Raw genomic sequence first — 18,137 nt, 5'->3', positions numbered from 1 at the left:
TGCCTCGTTTTACGATGGTTCGTTCTGCGGCCCCGGGAGCCGCTGTCAATCCCGATTCAAAAACAGAGTATGCTCTCATTTTATGGGAACTCCACTCTCAGCCCACCGTCTTCCAATGCTTGTCCACGCGGTTGAGGATCTCACAGCCCTCCTCCGTCACAAGCACCAAGTCCTCCACCCGGACCCCAAATTGACCAGGGAGGTACACTCCTGGCTCAATGGAGAAGATCATCCCAGGCTTGGCTACCAGCTCTGTGACTGCACTTACATCCCCCTTCTCATGCTCTGTCTGGCCAATAAAATGCCCCAGGCGGTGGGTGAAGTACTCACCATAGCCCGCCGAAGCGATATGTTCCCGGGCCGCGATGTCCAGCTCCCGCAGGGGGATGCCGGGACGGATCATTCCCTCCGCGATCTCATTGGCACTGCGGACCAGGTCATGGATGGCCGCGTATTTGGGGTCCGCAGTCTTACAGAAGAAGGTGCGGGTCATATCGGAGCAGTACCGGTCTTTCCGGCAGCCCATATCGATGACAATGCAGTCTCCCGCCTTCAGGCGGGTCTGGTCCGCCTCATGATGGGGGTCGGCGGCGTGGGCGCCGAATGAGACAATGGGCTGGAACGCCACAGCGTCGCAGCCCTCCGCCGCGTACTGGCTTATGATATAGTCGGCCACTTCCCGCTCCGTGATCCCCTCCTGGAGGAAGGCCGCCGCCCGTTCCATTACTGTGTCATTGATACGGGAGGCCGCCCGCATCAGCTCCCGCTCCGCCTCGTCCTTGCAGGCCCTGGCGTGATCCACACAGTCGGATGCCACTATATACCGGCTGTCCGGATTGCGCTCCATCAGGGGCAGAAGGAACCGGGCCGGCCACTCCTTGTCGATCCCCAGGGCGCTCTTTCCGTCCACATGGGAGGCCAAAATCGCCACCGCATCATCGGTGTCGGAGGACCACACCTGCTCATAGGGAGCTTCCGGCACAGGGAACAGCCTGTTCAAAAACAGCTTGTGGTGCCCGTCCCGGCGGAGATAAAAAGCAAACAGGCGCTCAAAGGGAAACACGTCATACCCGGTGAGATACCAGATGCTGTCTGGGTCAGACACCAGCATCTGGTCCAGCCCCATCTCCTCCATGGAGTCCAGCACTCTTTTGATACGTTCCTGATACATGGATCATCAGCCTTTCTTCTTCAAGATCACGGACTCTACCAGCGCCGGAGAGAGCAGCTCCCTGATGATCCTCACCCCGGTCTTCAGGGACTCCACCGGCGCATATTCAAACCTTCCGTGGGCGTTGTGTCCCGCGCTGGGCAGATTTGGGCACGGCAGACCCATGTAGGTCAGGACGCTTCCATCTGTCCCGCCCCGGATGGGCGAATGGGTGGGGGCAGCAATGCCTGCCGCCTTCATGGCCTGCTCTGCCAGTTCCAGGATCTCCATGTGATCCTTCAGGACCTCATGCATATTGTAATACTGGTCCTGGAGCTCCACCTCGGCCGTGTGCGCCCCATAGCGGCGGTCAATCTCTGCCGCCGCTTTCTCCATCATCGCTTTCCGCTCCTGGAACCTCTCCATGCTGTGGTCACGGACGATATAGATCATGTCGGCTTTCTCCACAGTCCCGTGCATCTCCTGGAGGTGGAAAAAGCCCTCGTACCCCTCTGTATGCCCCGGTATTTCCAGGGCCGGAAGCAGCGCGTTGTATTCCCCGGCCATCAGGATGGCGTTTTTCATTTTATCTTTCGCAGTGCCGGGATGGATGCTGAAGCCGTGAATGGTAACCGTGGCCTTGGCCGCGTTGAATGTCTCGTACTCATAGTCCGTGATATCCCCGCCGTCCACCGTATAGGCAAAATCAGCGCCAAAGCCTTTGACATCAAAGCCGCTGGCCCCCATGCCGATCTCCTCATCCGGAGTAAATCCGATGCAGATCTTCCCGTGGGGCACGCCCTCAGCCAGCAGCTCCTCCACTGCCTGGAGGATCATGGCGATGCCTGCCTTGTCATCCGCCCCCAGAAGGGTGGTCCCGTCTGAGCAGACCAGATCCTGCCCCACAAACTTTTGAAGCTCGGGGAACTGGGCCGCCTCCATGACGATCCCCTGCTCCCGGTTCAGCACCACGTCTCCCCCTTCGTAATGGATCACCTGGGGCTTCACATCCTTCCCCGTCATATCCGGGGTAGTGTCCATGTGGGCGATCAGGCCGATGGCGGGCAGATGCTCACAGCCCGGTGAGGCGGGCACAGAGGCATACACATAACACTTCTCGTCCAGCACCGCGTTCTCGATGCCCAGCCCGTGGAGTTCCTCCACCAGCAGACGGCCCATATCGAACTGCCGCTGCGTGCTGGGCGTCACCGCTCTCCCGGCATGGTAGTCGCTCTCGCTGTACACCTTCGCATAGCGGATCAGACGGTCTACAACTGTATCCATTCTATGACCCTCCTTATCCTTCTCAGAGCAGATTCTCCGGATTCAAGCACTTCAGCTCCTCCAGCACAAACAGGCCGTCCTTCCGAATGAGCACATCATCGAACCAGATCTCACCACCACCGAACTCCGGCGTCTGGATCTGGATCAGGTCCCAGTGGACGGCGGAATGATTGCCGTTGGAGGCGTTGTCATAGCTGTTGCCCGGCGTCAGATGGAAGCTGCCAGCGATCTTTTCATCAAAGAGGATGTCCCCGATGGGATGGGTGATCACTGGGTTCACCCCGAAGGCGAACTCACCGATATACCGGGCGCCCTCATCAATATCCAGGATCTCATTCATATATGGGGTGTTGTTGCTGGTGGCCTTTACGATCTTGCCGTCCCGGAACTCCAGATACACGTCCCGGAACAGGAAGCCGTCATAAGGGGAGGGGCAGTTATAGGTGATATGTCCGTTAACCGAATCCCGCACCGGCGAGGTATAGACCTCTCCGTCCGGGATATTCCGGTTCCCGTGCATGGCATAGCAGGGTATGCCCTGAATGGAGAAGGTAAGGTCTGTCCCTGGAGCGATGATGTGCACCCGGTCTGTCCGGTCCATCAGCTTCTCCAGATGCCTCATAGCCCGCCCCATCTTGTCGTAGTCCACCAGACAGGCCCGGAAATAGAAGTCCTCATACTCCTCGGTGGACACGCCGGCCAGCTGGGCCATGGCGTCGTTTGGATAGCGCAGCACGGACCACTTGGTGTGGTTGCACCGCTGGGCCAGGTGGATGGGGCCCCAGTAATACTGGCGGTAACGGCGCTGAGCCTCGTCACTGACATTGTGCCATGCGCTGATGTTGGGCGTGGCCCGGATGTCGATATAGGCGTCCATATCCTTCATCCGCTCCAGTTCATAGGAGGCGATCTCCTCCATATGCTCCGCGTCGGCCCCCTGGACCAGCGCCCCCTCCACCCCATAGTCAAAAATGTGGATAAAGGGCTTTCCTCCCACCGCATAGGCCTCCTGGACCAGCGCCTTCATCAGTCCAGTCTCGCTGCCGTGGAGCTCAATAAGGATCTTCTCCCCCTTTTGCAGCTCCACCGCGCTCCGGATCAGAAATTGAGCAAACTTGCGAATTCTCGGGTCCTCCATAATGACAGAGCACTTCCTTTCCTGATTTTGATCCTATTGAAAAAAGCGGGGCAGAAGGATCTCTTCTGCCCCGCTTTACGATCACTTCTCCTGATAGAGCGCATCCAGGGAACGGGCGGCTTCCCCTTTCGGTGTCACAGCGGACACGACCAGGATGGCAATGACGGAGGCAGGCACTGCTACGATGGCACACTGTATCCCATAGGGCGTTCCCATCAGCGTCCAGACGATCGTTGCCAGACCGCCCACCAGGATGCCGGCAATACCGGCAGCCGGGGTCACCTTCTTGGAGAACAGCGCGAACAGGATAGCCGGCGTGATGGCCGCGCCGTACATGGTGTAGGCGGTCATCTGCAGAGAGAGCACGGTGGGGAAATAGAGGGTCAGGGCCACCGCGATGACACTGAATACCACGATGGTCCCCCGCAGCACCAGCATCTTCTGCTTGTCCGTAGCGTCCTTGCGGATATATTTGACATAGATGTCATTGGTCAGGTTGGTGGCGGAGGAGAGCAGATAGCTGTCCGCCGTGGTGACGATAAACGCCATGCAGGCACACATGATCAGCGCACCGAAGGCCATCGGCAGATAGTCCACGGATACCTGGAAGATCACGTTGGAGGGCGTGTCCAGCGTGGGATACAGGCGGGCCGCCTGGGTCACCACTGCGATGATGCTGACGATGACCAGGATCTCGCCAATGAACATGCCGATGTTGGACTTTTTGGCCTCTGTGCTGTTTTTGGCGGAGGCAAAGCGCTGCAGCATGTTCTGGTCGCCCAGCATCAGGGCCAGGGAGGGCAGGAAATAGCCCAGCAGTTCCCAACCGGACATGCCGCCGGTGAGAGTGGTCTTCTCCGGGGGCAGCACAGCACCCTGCGCGTTTGCCACACTGATCAGGATGGGGATGGCAATGAAGAATCCGCCGATCATGATCAGCGCACTGATCGCGTCGGAGTATGCCACGGATACCAGTCCTCCGCCCACTGTGATGACCACAATAATCGTGGTGCAGATGACAAGTGCCAGCCCACGGGAGATCTCCACACCGCTGGAGCTGCACAGCAGGACCAGAATGTCGGCCGCCGCCTTCAGCTGAGTGGCCAATACGCCCACATAGGCCAGCATGACGCACACCGCGGAAATGATGCTGGCGCTTTGGCCGTAACGGGCGCCCATGATCTCCGGGACCGTGACCTTATTGGACTTGCGGACCTTGCCCGCGATGAAATACAGCAGGATAATGCCGATAGGGGGCGCGGCAAAGGTGATGGCGCCCACCCACGGGCCGCCGTTGTAAATGATGCTGGCATTTCCGGTGATGCCGCCTCCGCCGCACCAGGTGGCCAGCAGACTTCCCACCAGGATGATGAAGGGTATCCGGTGGCCGCCTGTGACCATGTCGTCTGCAGTTTTCACTTTCTTGTGCGCAATGACCAAGCCATAGATCATCAGCAGAAACAGGTATGCACCGATTGCGATAATATAGCTCATGGTTCTCTCTCCTCTCTGTTCACACACATAATAGAAAATTTTAACTGACTAATGCGCTGATGTCAAGCTTTATTCGCCCCCCTTGCTTTTTCGGCTAAAAATATATAAATATATAGAATAAATTTTCGTTCTATACAGCCGCAGCTTTCTCTGGGCCCCCAACAAGTAGTTGCCGCAGAAGCACCTGTCCGTAAAATATTATCTCTCGAAGCCTATAGCCATGTGTCTCAGCTATTATCTTATGCCGAATTATGCCGATAACTTAAATGGATACCCACTATTAGGACGTTAATACAGAGAGAACGTGTGGAGGAAGAAACAATGAGGAGCATTAAGGCAAAAATATTGGTGTCCATGGTCCTAACATTGGCAATTTCCCTGATCCTGGTCGGCGGCGCCTCCTGTATCCTGAGCTATAGGGGTACACAGTCGACGCTGGAGGCCAGCATGAAAGAAATGGCTGTTGTGGCTGCTGACCGGGTGTCGTATGAACTCCAGGCATATCGGAACATCGTGGGAGAAACGGGAAGTACTGCACGCCTCTCCAACCCGGAGATCACCCTGGCAGAAAAGCAGGATCTGCTCCAGCAAAAGGTAGATACCTATGGTTTTCAGCGTTATAACCTACTGAATACCCAGGGCCGCAGCCTGATCGACGGGTCAAATTACAGCGACCGGGCCTATTTCAAAGCCGCAATGCAGGGGAACACTTATGTCTCCGAGCCATTGATCTCCTCTGTTACCGGTGAGATGACGATCATTATTTCCGCTCCAGTCTGGCAGGATGGACAAGTGGGGGGCCGGGTAGCTGGCGTGGTCTACTTTGTGCCCCAGGAAACATTCCTTAACGAGATTGTCAGCAACCTCCAGATAAGTGAAGGCGGAACAGCTTATATGCTGGATGCCACCGGCAACACCATTGCCCACCGCAATCTGGAAAGCGTCCGCAATCAGGAAAATACCATTCAAGATGCAAAAGGCGATAAATCTCTGGCCGATTTGGCCGCGATCGAGACGGATATGATTGCTGGAGGCACCGGGTTCAGCCAGTACAGCTATGGCGGAGAGACAAAGTTTACTGCGTATGCTCCCGTCCCTGAGACCAACGGCTGGAGCATTGCTATCAATGCCCCAACCTCCGATTTTACTGGCACAGCCATCCTGGGGATCATTATCACCCTTGTTCTGCTTATCGCGGCTGTCATTGTCGCGTCCTTGGTTGCTCTGCGGTTGGCAGTTGGCATTGGCGGCCCCATCAAGGCCTGTTCGGACCGCCTCCATCTGCTGTCCCAAGGAAATCTGGAGGCTCCCGTACCCGACTTTGACCGCAACGATGAGGTGGGCGAATTGGTATCCTCCACCAAAATTATTGTCACCGCCTTAAGTACCATTTTGAAGGATATTGACTATCTGCTCAGCCAGATGGGAGAGGGGAATTTTGTAGTCGATTCCCGGGTTCCGGAGCTGTATATTGGAGACTTTGCCCCCTTGCTGGTCTCCATGCGCCGCATCAAGAACAAGCTGAGCGATGTGCTCTCCCAAATCCACACAAGTTCCGCCCAGATCGCTGCCGGCTCTTCCCAGGTATCGGACGGCGCCCAGGCACTGGCTCAGGGTGCGACCGAACAGGCCAGTTCTGTACAGGAACTGGCAGCTACCGTACATGACATTTCTCAGAATGTGGACGAAACAGCGGATGTATCGAGACAGTCCCGCTCCCGGGCCGAGGAGGCCGGTGGACAGGTCATGCAGAGCAACGAAATGATGCTCCAAATGACGACTGCCATGGCAGAGATCACAGAGTTCTCTAAAAAAATCGGGAATATCATTACTACCATTGAGGACATTGCTTTCCAGACCAATATTCTGGCCCTCAATGCCGCTGTGGAAGCAGCGAGAGCCGGGACAGCTGGAAAGGGCTTTGCGGTCGTTGCTGACGAAGTACGCAATTTGGCCTTTAAATCCGACCAAGCGGCTAAGGCCACGAAAGAACTGATCGAGAGTTCTGTTGAGTCGGTGCAAAATGGAAACGCCATTGTGACAAATGTAACGGATTCGCTCCAAAAGACAACAGATCTTGCCGGTTTGGCTGTAGACGATATGGTCAGGGTAGCTGAAATGGTGGATACCATTTCAGCGGCAATCGCACAGGTTACTGTGGGATTGGATCAGATTTCCGCGGTCGTTCAGACCAATTCTGCCACCAGTGAGCAGTCCGCTGCCGCCAGTGAGGAGTTGTCCTCCCAGGCGCAGCTCCTTGACGATCTTGTTGGACAGTTCCGGCTCCCAGACAATGTGCATTCTTATGGCGATACTTTGGGAAACTGATCTTCCACAAGCCAAAACCTTCGGCTAAGCCGGATGCTTTGGAACCACAAACACAAAAGCGGACTGCTGGTGCAGTCCGCTTTTGCATTTCCTATGCTCCGATCGTGTCACACGCGCTCCAGGGGCTGGTCCGGCAGGCTGCCCAGCGGGCGGTAGACGGTGAAATACATGGTGAGGATACAGGCTAGGCCGCCGATCAGCTGGGAGACGGCCTCCGCTGTGAAGACGCCGGTCGTCCCTATCCAAATGGGAAGAATGACAGTGAGCGGCGCGTTGATTACCGCTTTGCGCAGCAGGGAGAAGAAGATAGCCTGCTTGGAGCGCCCCAGCCCCACAAAGACGCCCTGACCCGCCATCTGGAGGGACATGGGGATAAACAGGCAGAAATAGATGCGCAGCGCAGGGATACCAGCCTCCACCACCTCTGGTTCATTGTTGAACACCCGGATCAGCATGCCGGGAAACAGCATGGCCACGGCCCAGAAGGCGGCGGCATACGCCACGGTCACCGCCACACTGAAGCGGATGGAGCGGCGGACCCGGCTGTACTGTCCGGCGCCGTAGTTGTACCCCGTCACCGGCTGGGCGCCATTGCTCAGGCCCTGCACCGGCATGAAAAACACCTCCCGCAGCGAGTTGATGATGGTCATCACCCCCACGTACAGGTCCCCGCCATAGGCCTGAAGGGTGGCGTTGCACACCACCTGGACCAAGCTGTTGGTCAAGTTCATAAAGAAGCCAGACAGGCCCAGGGTCACGATGGATCTTACCCGTGGGGCACACAGCGCCATATTCCGCACCCTCAGCCGCAGAATAGCCCGCCGCCCGGTAAGGAAGCGCAGCACCCACAGAGCGGAGCACCCCTGGGCGATCACAGTCGCCAGGGCCGCGCCCCGCACCCCCATCCCCATCCCAAAAATAAAAATGGGGTCCAGCACGATGTTTACCAAGGCTCCCAGCCCCACCGTCATCATACCCACCCCGCCAAATCCCTGGGCCGTGATGAAGGGATTCATCCCCAGGCCGATCATCACAAAGATCGTTCCCAGAAGATAGATGGTCATGTACGCGTCGGCATAGGGATAGGTGGCGTCGCTTGCGCCGAACAGGTAGAGCAACGGCTGCTTGAACCATAGAAAGACGGCAGTGACCGCAGCCCCAAAGATCAGCAGCAGGGTGAAGGCGTTGCCCAGCACCCGCTCCGCCTCCTCATTGTCTCCCTGTCCCCGTTTGATGGAACACAGCGGCGCGCCTCCAGTTCCGCACAGGTTGGCAAATCCCATGATGATGGATACGATTGGGATCGTCAGTCCAAGCCCGGTCAGGGCCAGATGCCCAGGCAGACGCCCCAGATAGACCCGGTCCACCACGCTGTACAGTACGTTGATCAGCTGCGCGGCGGTCATGGGCAGAGCCAGGGACATGATATTGCGGGGGATGCTCCCTCTGGAAAAATTATGGACTTCCCCTTTCACCATCTCCCGCCTCCTATGGCCGCGCTTCTCCGCACTCCGCCTGTCCGGCGTCTTGATCCTGCCGTGCAGGACCCCAGCCCCGCTTGCTACATGGAGCATTCCGCCGCAGATCCCAGCCCCGGCACCCCTGCTTTTTAACAGTTGTATTTTATAATGATTTCTTTGTAAAATCTATATGTAAAACAGCCAAAACCACATCCGCCTCCATGAACTGCCCCAACAGCTGCAGGCAGTCCAAAGGGTCCTTTGGCAAAAAATATGGAGTTTTCAATTTCGTCTTGTGTTCCCGTGGCAAAATTTCTCTTTGTGTGTTCCTATTCTTGACGGTTCTGTGTATTTATGCTATATTTTAAACGATCAGATATGGTTGGGGGACTGATAATGGAGTATTCAAAGAATTCCATTTATATTGTCGGTTGTGCCAAGGCTGCCGCAGAAAACCCAATTACTGTCGCCAGCCAATACCTCATTCTGCCGATCATCTTTGACCGGGATTCAGGCCAAATTTATGATGCAGATATCAATTCTGTCTGTGATATTACAGAGAGGTTTGTCAAAAGCCTTTTGGTCGGCAGAAGCATTTATACCGATTACAATGCAATTATCCAAGATATTGGTTCCCGGTATCTTGGGCACTCTCAAAAGGCCCTTATTTTCTGTATCCGAAATATCATTCATACTCTTCAGGAGCAGAGCATGCTTCCGCAGCACTCTGGCTGATTTTTTATTTTTCTCTTGACATATTATTGTCAATATTTTATACTGATGCTGAACTGAGTTATCTATATATTGTTCAGAACTATTTATTGGCCCGGTGACCCCGGATGCCGTTGTAAGTAGGACGCACTGACATTTTTCAATGTCAGTGCGTCTTTTTTGTTTCCATAACCATATCAGGAGCTGTTTGATATGTCCGTTCCTCAAACGCTGTACATTACCGGAATCTCCAGGCCTGCCACAGAAAATCCCATTTCCCAGCGCCATAGGGTTCTGTTTCTTGCCTTCCTGGTGGATGCGAAAACCGGCACCATTCTGGAAGTGGAGGTCAATGCGCTCTGCCAGATAACCAGCTCCTTCCTGTCTCAGCTTCTGGTGGGCTACAGCTTTTCCACACAGGTCGAAGAGATGCTCCATCAGGTCGAGGCCCGCTATTGGGGCCACTCCCGCAAATCGATCTTAGTCGCCATCAAGCAGGCTCACACCAAATGGATAAACTGGAGTTCCGGGCATCGTTCTCCCCTTTCATAACACTCGTCCTGTCCCTGCGAAGCCGGCCGCAGAGGGCATGAGAGATACAAGCACAGAAAACTGGCGCCAACTCTCACAAAAATACAAGGAGGATGTTTATGGTAGATACTGTCTTATCCGGGGGCTGGATCATAGACGGCACACGCACGCCCCCCTATCAGGCTGATTTGTGTATTCAGGACGGAAAAATTGTCGCGATCAGCCCTCAGTGGGAGGGTAATTGCCGCACGAGGGTGGATGTCACCGGAAAAATCGTCTCTCCCGGTTTTATTGACATTCACACCCATTCTGATACCTGTCCATTTTCTGCTGTCTTTCCGGAAAGTAAAGTAGCGCAGGGAATCACTTTGGAGATCGTGGGGAACTGCGGCGTTTCTGCCGTTCCCATTCTCCCATCCTGTCAGGCGGAACAGACGGCTTATCTTCGAAAGATCAGCGAGATCCCGGTGCCGGAGGAGGCTGTCCGTGATGCCTCTGTCCAGAAATATGCCGCTCATGTGGCCCAGACAGGCTATCCTTCCCACCTCGGGACGCTGATCGGGCAGGGAACTCTGCGGGCTGGTATCGTGGGCTTTCAAGATCGCCCCTTAACGCCCTCTGAAATGGAGCAAATGAAGTTCCTCCTCGATGATCAGCTGAACCAAGGTGCCCTGGGACTATCCCTCGGTCTGATCTATCCCCCCGGCAGTTTCTCCCCCACGTCAGAGCTGAGGGAGCTGGCGCGTGTGGTCCAAAAGCATAAGAAGATCCTCGCCGTCCATATGCGAAATGAGGGGCCGAATATCTTCCAGGCAGTGGAAGAGATGCTCTCTATTGCGGAGGAAACCGGTGTTCATCTGCATATCTCCCATTTGAAGCTAATGGGGAAAGCCCAGTGGGGGCAGGCCCCCCGCTTACTTGAGCGCATCGAAGCGTCCAGGCAACGTGGAGCCGTTGTCACCTGTGACCAGTACCCTTATACCGCAACCTCCACTATTCTGGCCGCACTGCTCCCCAGGCGGGCCTATGACGGAGGTTCTGCCGCCATGCTGCGCAGGGTGTCGGACCCAGACACATCCCTTCTTCGGGACATCGCAGAAGAGATGGAGCGGCGCGGCGGCGCGGACGCTGTTTTAGTCGCCTCCACCCACGGAAGCGCGCCGGAATATCACGGAAAAACCGTCTCCCAGCTCTCTGTTTGCCTGGGACTTACCCCAGCCGAAACTGTTGCCCATATTTTGGCGCGTTGTTCCGGAACTGTGTCTGCCATCTATTTTTCCATGTCCCAAGAGGACGTCCATACCATCATGTGCGACATGCATGTCGCCATTGGCAGTGATGGCTCCGCCTTCTCTCTTCAGGATACACAGGGCCTGCCCAGCCCTCACCCTCGCAACATTGCAACCTTTCCCCGTTTTCTGCAGACCGTGCGGGAGCACAGACTGATGTCTCTTCAGGATGCTGTCTACAAGATGACCGCCCTTCCTGCAGCCATTTTGGGGCTTCGTGACAGGGGAACCCTGGAGCCAGGCAAGGCTGCTGACATCACTGTGTTCGATTATGAGTCCGTCTGTGACCAATGTACTTTCACCAATTCCCTGGTCGCCCCGTCCGGCATTGAGCATGTCCTGGTAAGCGGCGTGTTTTCCCTGAAGTCTGGTTCCATAACCGGAGCCCGCCCCGGTCAAGTGTTGCTGCGGTAAATTGTGATCACCTGCACATAAGCAAACGAGAACAGAAAGGAGAATTTCTTGTGGAACTTGGTAATTGGGCTTTGATCTCTTCCCCTTCTCTCCTGGCGCTGCTCCCGCTGATCATCTTCATTGTGTTTGCTCTTCTTGGAAAGGGCAATTATCTGGGCATGTTCCTGGGCATCATCGTCGGCTTCTTCCTGACTGGTCAGGACCTGGTTTCCCTGACCAATGCCTATACCGCTGCGATCTCCTCCTCCACCACAGTGATCGGTCTGCTCATCATGTTCGGAACAGGGCTCGGCGTTCTCATGACGGAGGCACGTATCACCCACACTCTTGTCTATTGGATCGTCAAACGGATCGGCATCAACACTCGTGCCAAAGGAAAAATCGTCCTGATCCTCTCTTCCATCTTGGTCTGCGGGCTGCTGGGGACTCTGGCCGGCGGAAACGCCATCATCTCTCCCATCCTGATCCCGATTTTGGCTGCTCTGGGCATCACCCCCACTGTGGTGGCTGTCCTATTCAAGGTATCTGGCGAAATCGGCCTGATTGTTGGCCCGCTGACTGGTGTCACCCTGATCACCATGCAGGTAACCGGCCTCTCCTATGGGCAGCTGATGCTGTATGCCGTGATCCCCTTTTCTCTCTTCTGGCTGACCGGGGCCTGGATCGGATGCAACCGCGCCCAGCGGCTTACCGAAGGCACTGAGCATTATGAGCTTTCTTCCGATATCTCCAGCATTGACTCTATCACTCCAACCCCAAAGGAAAAAAGAAATACAATTATTTTCTTGATCTCCTTTGTCGTCCTGATCACCTACGGCATCCTGATGAAGCAGAGTACTTCCTATGCGCTGACTGTCATGCTACTTTTGGCTGGAATTATTATTCTGATTGCCGGTTTTCCGGTAGATGAAGGTGTCAAAATGCTGAGCAAAGGCATCGGTAGTCAGGCCTCCACGTTGGTCCTGCTTTTGAATTTCACCGTTATGATGGACTTGGTCAACGCCGGCGAGGGCTTTACCGCTTTGGGCAATCTTCTCAGCGGGCTGGCGCAGAGTGGTGGAGCCACCGCTCTCGCTTTGGTTTCCGCCGTGGTGGGCGGATTTGGAATTGAGACCGCCGCTGTACTGGAAATTCAGATCGTGGCTGAGATGTTCGGTGAGATGGCAATTAAGGCAGGACTTCCTATGGGTGTTTTTGCTGTCTCTATCCTCGCGGCAACCCGCCTGACCAGTTCTGTCTATCCCACCAGCAATTTTATCGGTCAGATGATCACCGCCCGTTGCGACAACACGAAGGAAGCTCTTCGTGCAAACTGGATTGGTGCCGCTTTTGCATGGGCTTTCGTTTTACTTTATGCTTTCATCGGTCCAATGATCTTTTAAAACAGTTTGCCTCTCATATCCCCAGCTGCGGAGCTATGCTCCGCAGCATTTTTAATGCCAACATCTCCTCTTCTTTTTGAAAGGGTCATTTTTTCAGGTCTTCTTTTCCTGCGCAGTGTAACATCCCCGCAGTCGATCAAAAGCTGCCCCCGCCAGGAGCCAAGAAAGTCACTCCCCCGAAATACGATTCTCCTGTGCTCTGGGCATCACAGTTCCTCCCTCATATCTCTCTTCCCACGTCTGCCCTCTCCACCGCGTTTCCAACCAAACTGTGCCGCAAACAGTTGTGTCTTCATCTGAGTGTGATGCAGCTGCGTCCTGTATTGTGCATAATCCTTTTGATAGGTGGAAGGGAATATTTATAGAGGTCAGCCGGATCTATGAGATCCTGTTCCTTTGGGATCTGGACGCGCCTACATATTTAAGCCCCACTGCCGACGGCATATACCTTTCCCGTTCATAGTAAAACATGGTACAGGCTTCCATCACACATGGATCTCCCCCGGAGCTCTCCCCCTCGGAAAAAGGCAAGCTGTCCACAGTGGGAAAGACAAGACAGGAGCGCCCCGCCGGGGCGCTCCTGTCTTGTCTCTATTGGGGGCGGTCAGGACTGGGTGTTTCCGGCCTCCACAGGTTCGGGCTGCTGCTTTTTGCGGCGGCCCTTTTGGGTGCCGTCCAGGTTCTCCCGCCGGATCAGCAGATAGAAGGCGGGCATCAGGAACATGGCCAGGAGGGTGGAGGCGATAAGGCCGCCCACCATGACGTAGGCCATGTCCTTCATCATGCTCATGCCGCTGTCATTGGAAAAAATCATAGGCACCATGGAGATGATGGTGGTCAGGGTGGTCATCAGGATCGGGCGCAGGCGGGTGGTGCCCGCCTCCACCAGTGCATCCCCTAGAGGCATGGTCTGCCGCAGCTGGTTGGTGCCGTCCACCAGATAGATGCCGTTGTTCACCGCGATGCCCACCAGCATCAGGAAGCCCATCAGGCCCACGATGCTCATGGGCCGCCCGTTGAGGAACACCAGGCCGATGGAGCCAATAAGGCTCAGCGGAATACACATCATCACCATGATGGACAGCCGGGGGGAGTCGAACTGGATGGCCATGACCAAGAACACCAGGAAGATGCCCGCGGCGATGGCGGTCGCCATGCTCTCCAGGCCCTCTGCGGTGCTCTCATCCATCATGCCCACGCCGAAGGACACCCCCTGGGGCAGGTCGAGCTGGGCCGTCCGGGCGTCGATCTCTTTTGGGGCGCTGTACTTGGCGGAATCGGTGGTGGTGGCCGTAAGGGTGACGCTGTACTGCCCCTCCTGCCGGGTGATGATGGGCAGAGTAGTGATGTACTCTACGGTGGAGATGTCCCGCAGGGCCACCTGCTGGCCAGTCTGGGTGGTGATGGGGTAGTCCAGCAGGGCGGAGATATCGTCGTACTTGCCCTCGGGGTACTCCAGGACCACATCATACTCCGTGTCGCCGTAGTCCACCGATGTGGCATTCATGCCCTCCAGCAAATAGTAGATCTGCATGGCCACCGCTGACTCAGAGGTGCCCAGGGCCATGGCCTTCTGGGAATTGATGACGATGCGGCCCTTGGACTGGCTGGAGCGGAAGGGGTTCTCGATGCGGATAACGCCGGGGACCTGTGTCATGGCCTCCTCCACCTGCTCCGCTGCGGTCTGAAGGGTATCCAGGTCGCTGCCCAGCAGGACCACGTCCTTGCTGTTGCTGCTCATCAGGGCGCTCATGTCCATGGCGCCGCTGGGGGAGACAGACACATCCATATCCGGCACGCTGCCGAAGCGGGCGGTGTACTCCTCCACCGCCGCCTCGCTGGAGCGGTCACAGTTATCTACGGAGTAGGCGGTGAAGGAGGCGGTATTCCCGGACAGGTCCAGGGTCACGCTCTCGAAGTTCTCGTCGGAGAGGAGGGCGTCCTCCAGGGTCTGAATGCGCTGGTTCATCACCTCCACCTTGGTGCCCGAGCGGAAAGCTACGTCCACAGTGATGCTGCCGTCATAGTTGCTGGCCATCATCACAAATTCCATCTGGGTCATCAGCAGGATGGCGGCCAGGAAGCAGGCGCCGCCCACCAGCACCACCCGCCCGGGGTGGCGCAGCAGCCGGGGCAGGGTCCGGCGGTAGAAGCCCTTGAACCGGCCCAGGATGCGGTTGGTAATAAGCTGATCCTTGGTCCGGGGCTTGAGCCAGAGGAAGGCCAGTGGGACCACCACCACAGCGCACAGGAAGGAGCACAGCAGGGTCAGCAGGATGGTCCAGCTCAGGGGGCCGGTCATCATGCCCACCAGGCCGTCGGCCATGGCCATGGGGATGTACACCACCACGGTGGTGAGGGTGCCCGCCAGGATGGACATGAGCATGGTGGCCGTGCCGGTGGCGGCAGCCTCCCGGAAATCCATTCCCTCTTCCTTGCAGCGCATGCAGCTCTCCAGCACCACAATGGAGTTATCCACGATCATGCCGATGGCGATGATGAGGGCCGAGCCGGTCATCAGGTCGATGTTGAAGCCGGCAAAGTTCAGCAGGATCACTGCCAGCAGGATGGACAGAGGCATGCTGATGCCCACGATCAGGCTGGCCCGCAGGTCGCCGAAGAAGACGAACAGCACGATCATGGTTAGGATGACGCCGGTGATGAGGGTATTGAGCACCTCGCCCAGGGTCTCCAGGATACTGTCGCCCTCGCTGTAAATGGTCTCAAAGCCCACACCGTCCACGCTGTACTGGTCCAGCACGTCCTGGACCGCATTGCACACCTCCATAGTGGCGGCGGAATCCTGCTTGGTGACAGTGAGCATGACGCTCTCCTGGCCGTTGTAGCGGCTGACGGTGTCCGCATCCTCCTCATACAGGTTGAAGAAGGTACAGATATCCTCCAGCATCACCGTGCGGCCAGAAGGGGTCTGGATGGGCAGATCCCGGAAGTTGGGGTTGACCTCCACGTTGCCGTACACGCCCAGGGCGATGTCCTGGGAGCCCAGGGACACGCTGCCCACCGGCATGTCGAAGTCGGCCGCCGCGATGGCAGAGCCCACGGTGGAAATGGACAGTCCATACTGCCGCATGGCCGCCTCGTCCAGCACGATGCGCAGGTACTCATCCCGGGCGCCGGACAGCTCTACCCGGGCCACGCCGCCGATATTCTCCAGGGCGGGGACCACCTCGTTGTCCAGATAGTCCGCCACGTCGATGCCCGCGGGGGCGGTGGCGGAGATCATCATGGTTCCCAGGGCGTCGGCGCTGATCTCCATGATGATGGGGTCGCCGCACTCGTCAGGGAGGGAGGGCATCAGGTTATCGATGGCGCTCTTCAGATCAGAGTAGGCGTCGTCCATGTCCGTGCCGTATTGATAGGTCAGCTGGAGCATGGTGTAGTTTTCCGAGGAGTAGGAGTTGATGGAATCCAGATCGGACAGGGACTCACACTCGTCCTCCATTGGCTGGGTCAGCAGCCGGTCTACGCTGTCCGCATCTGCCCCCGGCCAGGTGATCATCACCAGCTCCATGGGCATCTCCATGTCCGGCATATACTCCAGGGGCATCCCGGTGAGGGAAGCGGAGCCGAACACCACCACGCCCAGGATGAGGGTGATGATAGACATGGGGCGCCGCAGGACTAATTGAATGAACTTCATGCCGCGTTATCCCTCCGCCTCTGGGCCGGATGCCGCCGGATCGGCCTGGGCGCTCTCGCTGTCCTCCGCCTGGGCGGCGGTCTGCACGGAGACCCCGTCCCGCAGGCTGGAGGACCAAGTGGTGATGACCTCGTCCCCCAGGGTCAAGCCGCTGGTTACGGCGATGGTGTCAGCGGTGTACAGGCCGATGGTCACGTCGGAGCGCACCGCTTTGCCGTCCTGGACCACATACACATAGGAGACGCCGCTTTCAAAAAACATAGCGTCGCTGGGGATGAGCACTGCCCCGGTGACCTGGTGGGCGGTGGTAGTCAGCTCCACCGCCAGCCCGTCGGGCAGGTCCTGGGCTCCGTCGATAATAGCCTTTACCCTGAACTGGCCCACTTGGGCGTCCACCACGCCGCCGATCTCGGTGACCGCCCCCTCATAGGACTGGCCGTTATAGGTGACGGTGACCGCCTGGCCAGGAGTAAGGGTCTGGCGCACAGAGTCGGTGACATAGAAGGTGACCGTTTTGTTGTTCCCATTGGAGATGACGAAGGCCACCTGACCGGAAGCGGCGAAGTTGTTCTGGGTGACGTTCACCGCCTCCACCACGCCGTTGATGGGGGCGGTGAGGTTGTAGAGGGAGAGCTGGTACTGGGCGGAATCCACCCCCACCTGGGCGGACTGGATGCCCGCCCGGGCAGAGTTCAGGGATGCCTGGGCCGCCTCCAGGCCAGCCTGGGCAGACAGGAGGGTCTGGTGGGCCTGGTCCACTTCCACCTGGGAGGCAGCGCCGATCTCCAGCAGGGCCAGAGTGTCGTCATAGTTGTCCTGGGCCAGGCGCAGCTGCTCCTGCAGCAGGGGCAGGTCCGTGCCGCCGTAGTTGGACACCGCGCTGTTATAGCTCTCCTGGGCACTGTTGGCCGCGGCCTGGGCATTTTGCAGGCTCAGGCGGGCGCTCTCGTCATCAAAGCGGCACAGCAGGTCCCCGGCAGAGACGGTGTCCCCTACGGCAACGGCCACTTGCTCCACATTGCCGGAGATCATGGATACCACGCTGGCAGTACCCTCTGCGGAGATGGTGCCGATGTATGTGCTCTGGGTGCTCAGGTCCCCGGCCTGGACGGCGGTGGTCTCCACCGTTACGGTGGGGTCCAGCAGGGGCTCCTCCACCGGCGCCTGGCAGCCAGCCAAGGCGAGGGTCAGGGCACCGCACAATAAAACGGAAAGTTTGCAATCCATGGAGTCGTGTTCCATCCTTTCTTCCCTTCAAACTGCGGGCAGCCGGCAGGGGCCGCCCTGAGTGTCTC

General features: G+C 57.2%; 12 protein-coding genes. 5 read left to right on the top strand and 7 right to left on the bottom strand.

Annotated elements, in window-relative coordinates:
- Positions 1 to 97 precede the first annotated feature (97 nt).
- The 4 genes from L9O85_RS04955 to L9O85_RS04940 all read right to left on the bottom strand — a co-directional run bounded on the left by L9O85_RS04955 (position 98) and on the right by L9O85_RS04940 (position 5,066).
- Positions 98 to 1,171, bottom strand: coding sequence for a M24 family metallopeptidase (locus L9O85_RS04955; protein ID WP_256183158.1), 1,074 nt, complete (start codon positions 1,169 to 1,171; stop codon positions 98 to 100).
- 6 nt (positions 1,172 to 1,177) lie between these two features.
- Complete coding sequence (gene pepT, locus L9O85_RS04950) at positions 1,178 to 2,434, bottom strand: peptidase T (protein WP_108982078.1); 1,257 nt, start codon at positions 2,432 to 2,434, stop codon at positions 1,178 to 1,180.
- Between the two features lie 22 nt (positions 2,435 to 2,456).
- Entirely contained in the window at positions 2,457 to 3,572 is a 1,116-nt protein-coding gene (locus L9O85_RS04945) for an aminopeptidase (protein WP_050624094.1), read from the bottom strand.
- Between the two features lie 81 nt (positions 3,573 to 3,653).
- The gene (locus L9O85_RS04940; protein ID WP_050624093.1) at positions 3,654 to 5,066 is read right to left on the bottom strand and encodes a sodium:solute symporter family protein; all 1,413 of its coding nucleotides are present in this window, start codon (positions 5,064 to 5,066) and stop codon (positions 3,654 to 3,656) included.
- Positions 5,067 to 5,387: 321 nt separating this feature from the next.
- Between L9O85_RS04940 and L9O85_RS04935 the strand changes: the two genes are divergently transcribed.
- Complete coding sequence (locus tag L9O85_RS04935; RefSeq protein WP_176928350.1) at positions 5,388 to 7,394, top strand: methyl-accepting chemotaxis protein; 2,007 nt, start codon at positions 5,388 to 5,390, stop codon at positions 7,392 to 7,394.
- A gap of 107 nt (positions 7,395 to 7,501) precedes the next feature.
- On the opposite strand, the gene L9O85_RS04930 is transcribed toward L9O85_RS04935, so the two are convergent.
- Positions 7,502 to 8,872: an MATE family efflux transporter gene (locus tag L9O85_RS04930; RefSeq protein ID WP_108982080.1), complete on the bottom strand. Its 1,371-nt coding sequence runs from the start codon at positions 8,870 to 8,872 to the stop codon at positions 7,502 to 7,504.
- Between the two features lie 378 nt (positions 8,873 to 9,250).
- On the opposite strand from L9O85_RS04930, the gene L9O85_RS04925 reads away from it, so the two are divergent.
- The 4 genes from L9O85_RS04925 (at position 9,251) to L9O85_RS04910 (ending at position 13,181) form a co-directional block, all read left to right on the top strand.
- On the top strand, positions 9,251 to 9,589 hold the full coding sequence (locus L9O85_RS04925; RefSeq protein WP_157954835.1) for a DUF3870 domain-containing protein: 339 nt from the start codon (positions 9,251 to 9,253) through the stop codon (positions 9,587 to 9,589).
- 189 nt (positions 9,590 to 9,778) lie between these two features.
- The gene (locus L9O85_RS04920) at positions 9,779 to 10,117 is read left to right on the top strand and encodes a DUF3870 domain-containing protein (RefSeq protein WP_108982082.1); all 339 of its coding nucleotides are present in this window, start codon (positions 9,779 to 9,781) and stop codon (positions 10,115 to 10,117) included.
- A gap of 98 nt (positions 10,118 to 10,215) precedes the next feature.
- On the top strand, positions 10,216 to 11,799 hold the full coding sequence (locus L9O85_RS04915; protein ID WP_301579760.1) for an N-acyl-D-amino-acid deacylase family protein: 1,584 nt from the start codon (positions 10,216 to 10,218) through the stop codon (positions 11,797 to 11,799).
- Between the two features lie 50 nt (positions 11,800 to 11,849).
- Complete coding sequence (locus L9O85_RS04910; RefSeq protein WP_108982084.1) at positions 11,850 to 13,181, top strand: TRAP transporter large permease subunit; 1,332 nt, start codon at positions 11,850 to 11,852, stop codon at positions 13,179 to 13,181.
- Positions 13,182 to 13,785: 604 nt separating this feature from the next.
- Here L9O85_RS04910 and L9O85_RS04905 read toward each other — a convergent pair.
- Together L9O85_RS04905 and L9O85_RS04900 are read right to left on the bottom strand one after the other, a co-directional pair.
- Positions 13,786 to 16,842 carry an efflux RND transporter permease subunit gene (locus L9O85_RS04905; protein ID WP_301579759.1) on the bottom strand — a complete coding sequence of 1,019 codons (3,057 nt, stop codon included), beginning with the start codon at positions 16,840 to 16,842 and terminating at the stop codon, positions 13,786 to 13,788.
- A 6-nt stretch (positions 16,843 to 16,848) separates the two neighbouring features.
- Complete coding sequence (locus tag L9O85_RS04900) at positions 16,849 to 18,069, bottom strand: efflux RND transporter periplasmic adaptor subunit (protein ID WP_276758445.1); 1,221 nt, start codon at positions 18,067 to 18,069, stop codon at positions 16,849 to 16,851.
- Between the last annotated feature and the right edge of the window lie 68 nt (positions 18,070 to 18,137).

The organism is Lawsonibacter asaccharolyticus (genome assembly GCF_022453915.1).
GTDB lineage: Bacteria > Bacillota > Clostridia > Oscillospirales > Oscillospiraceae > Lawsonibacter > Lawsonibacter asaccharolyticus.
The sequence above is the reverse complement of the archived record's forward strand: the minus strand, read 5'-3'. Positions and strand labels throughout refer to the sequence as shown.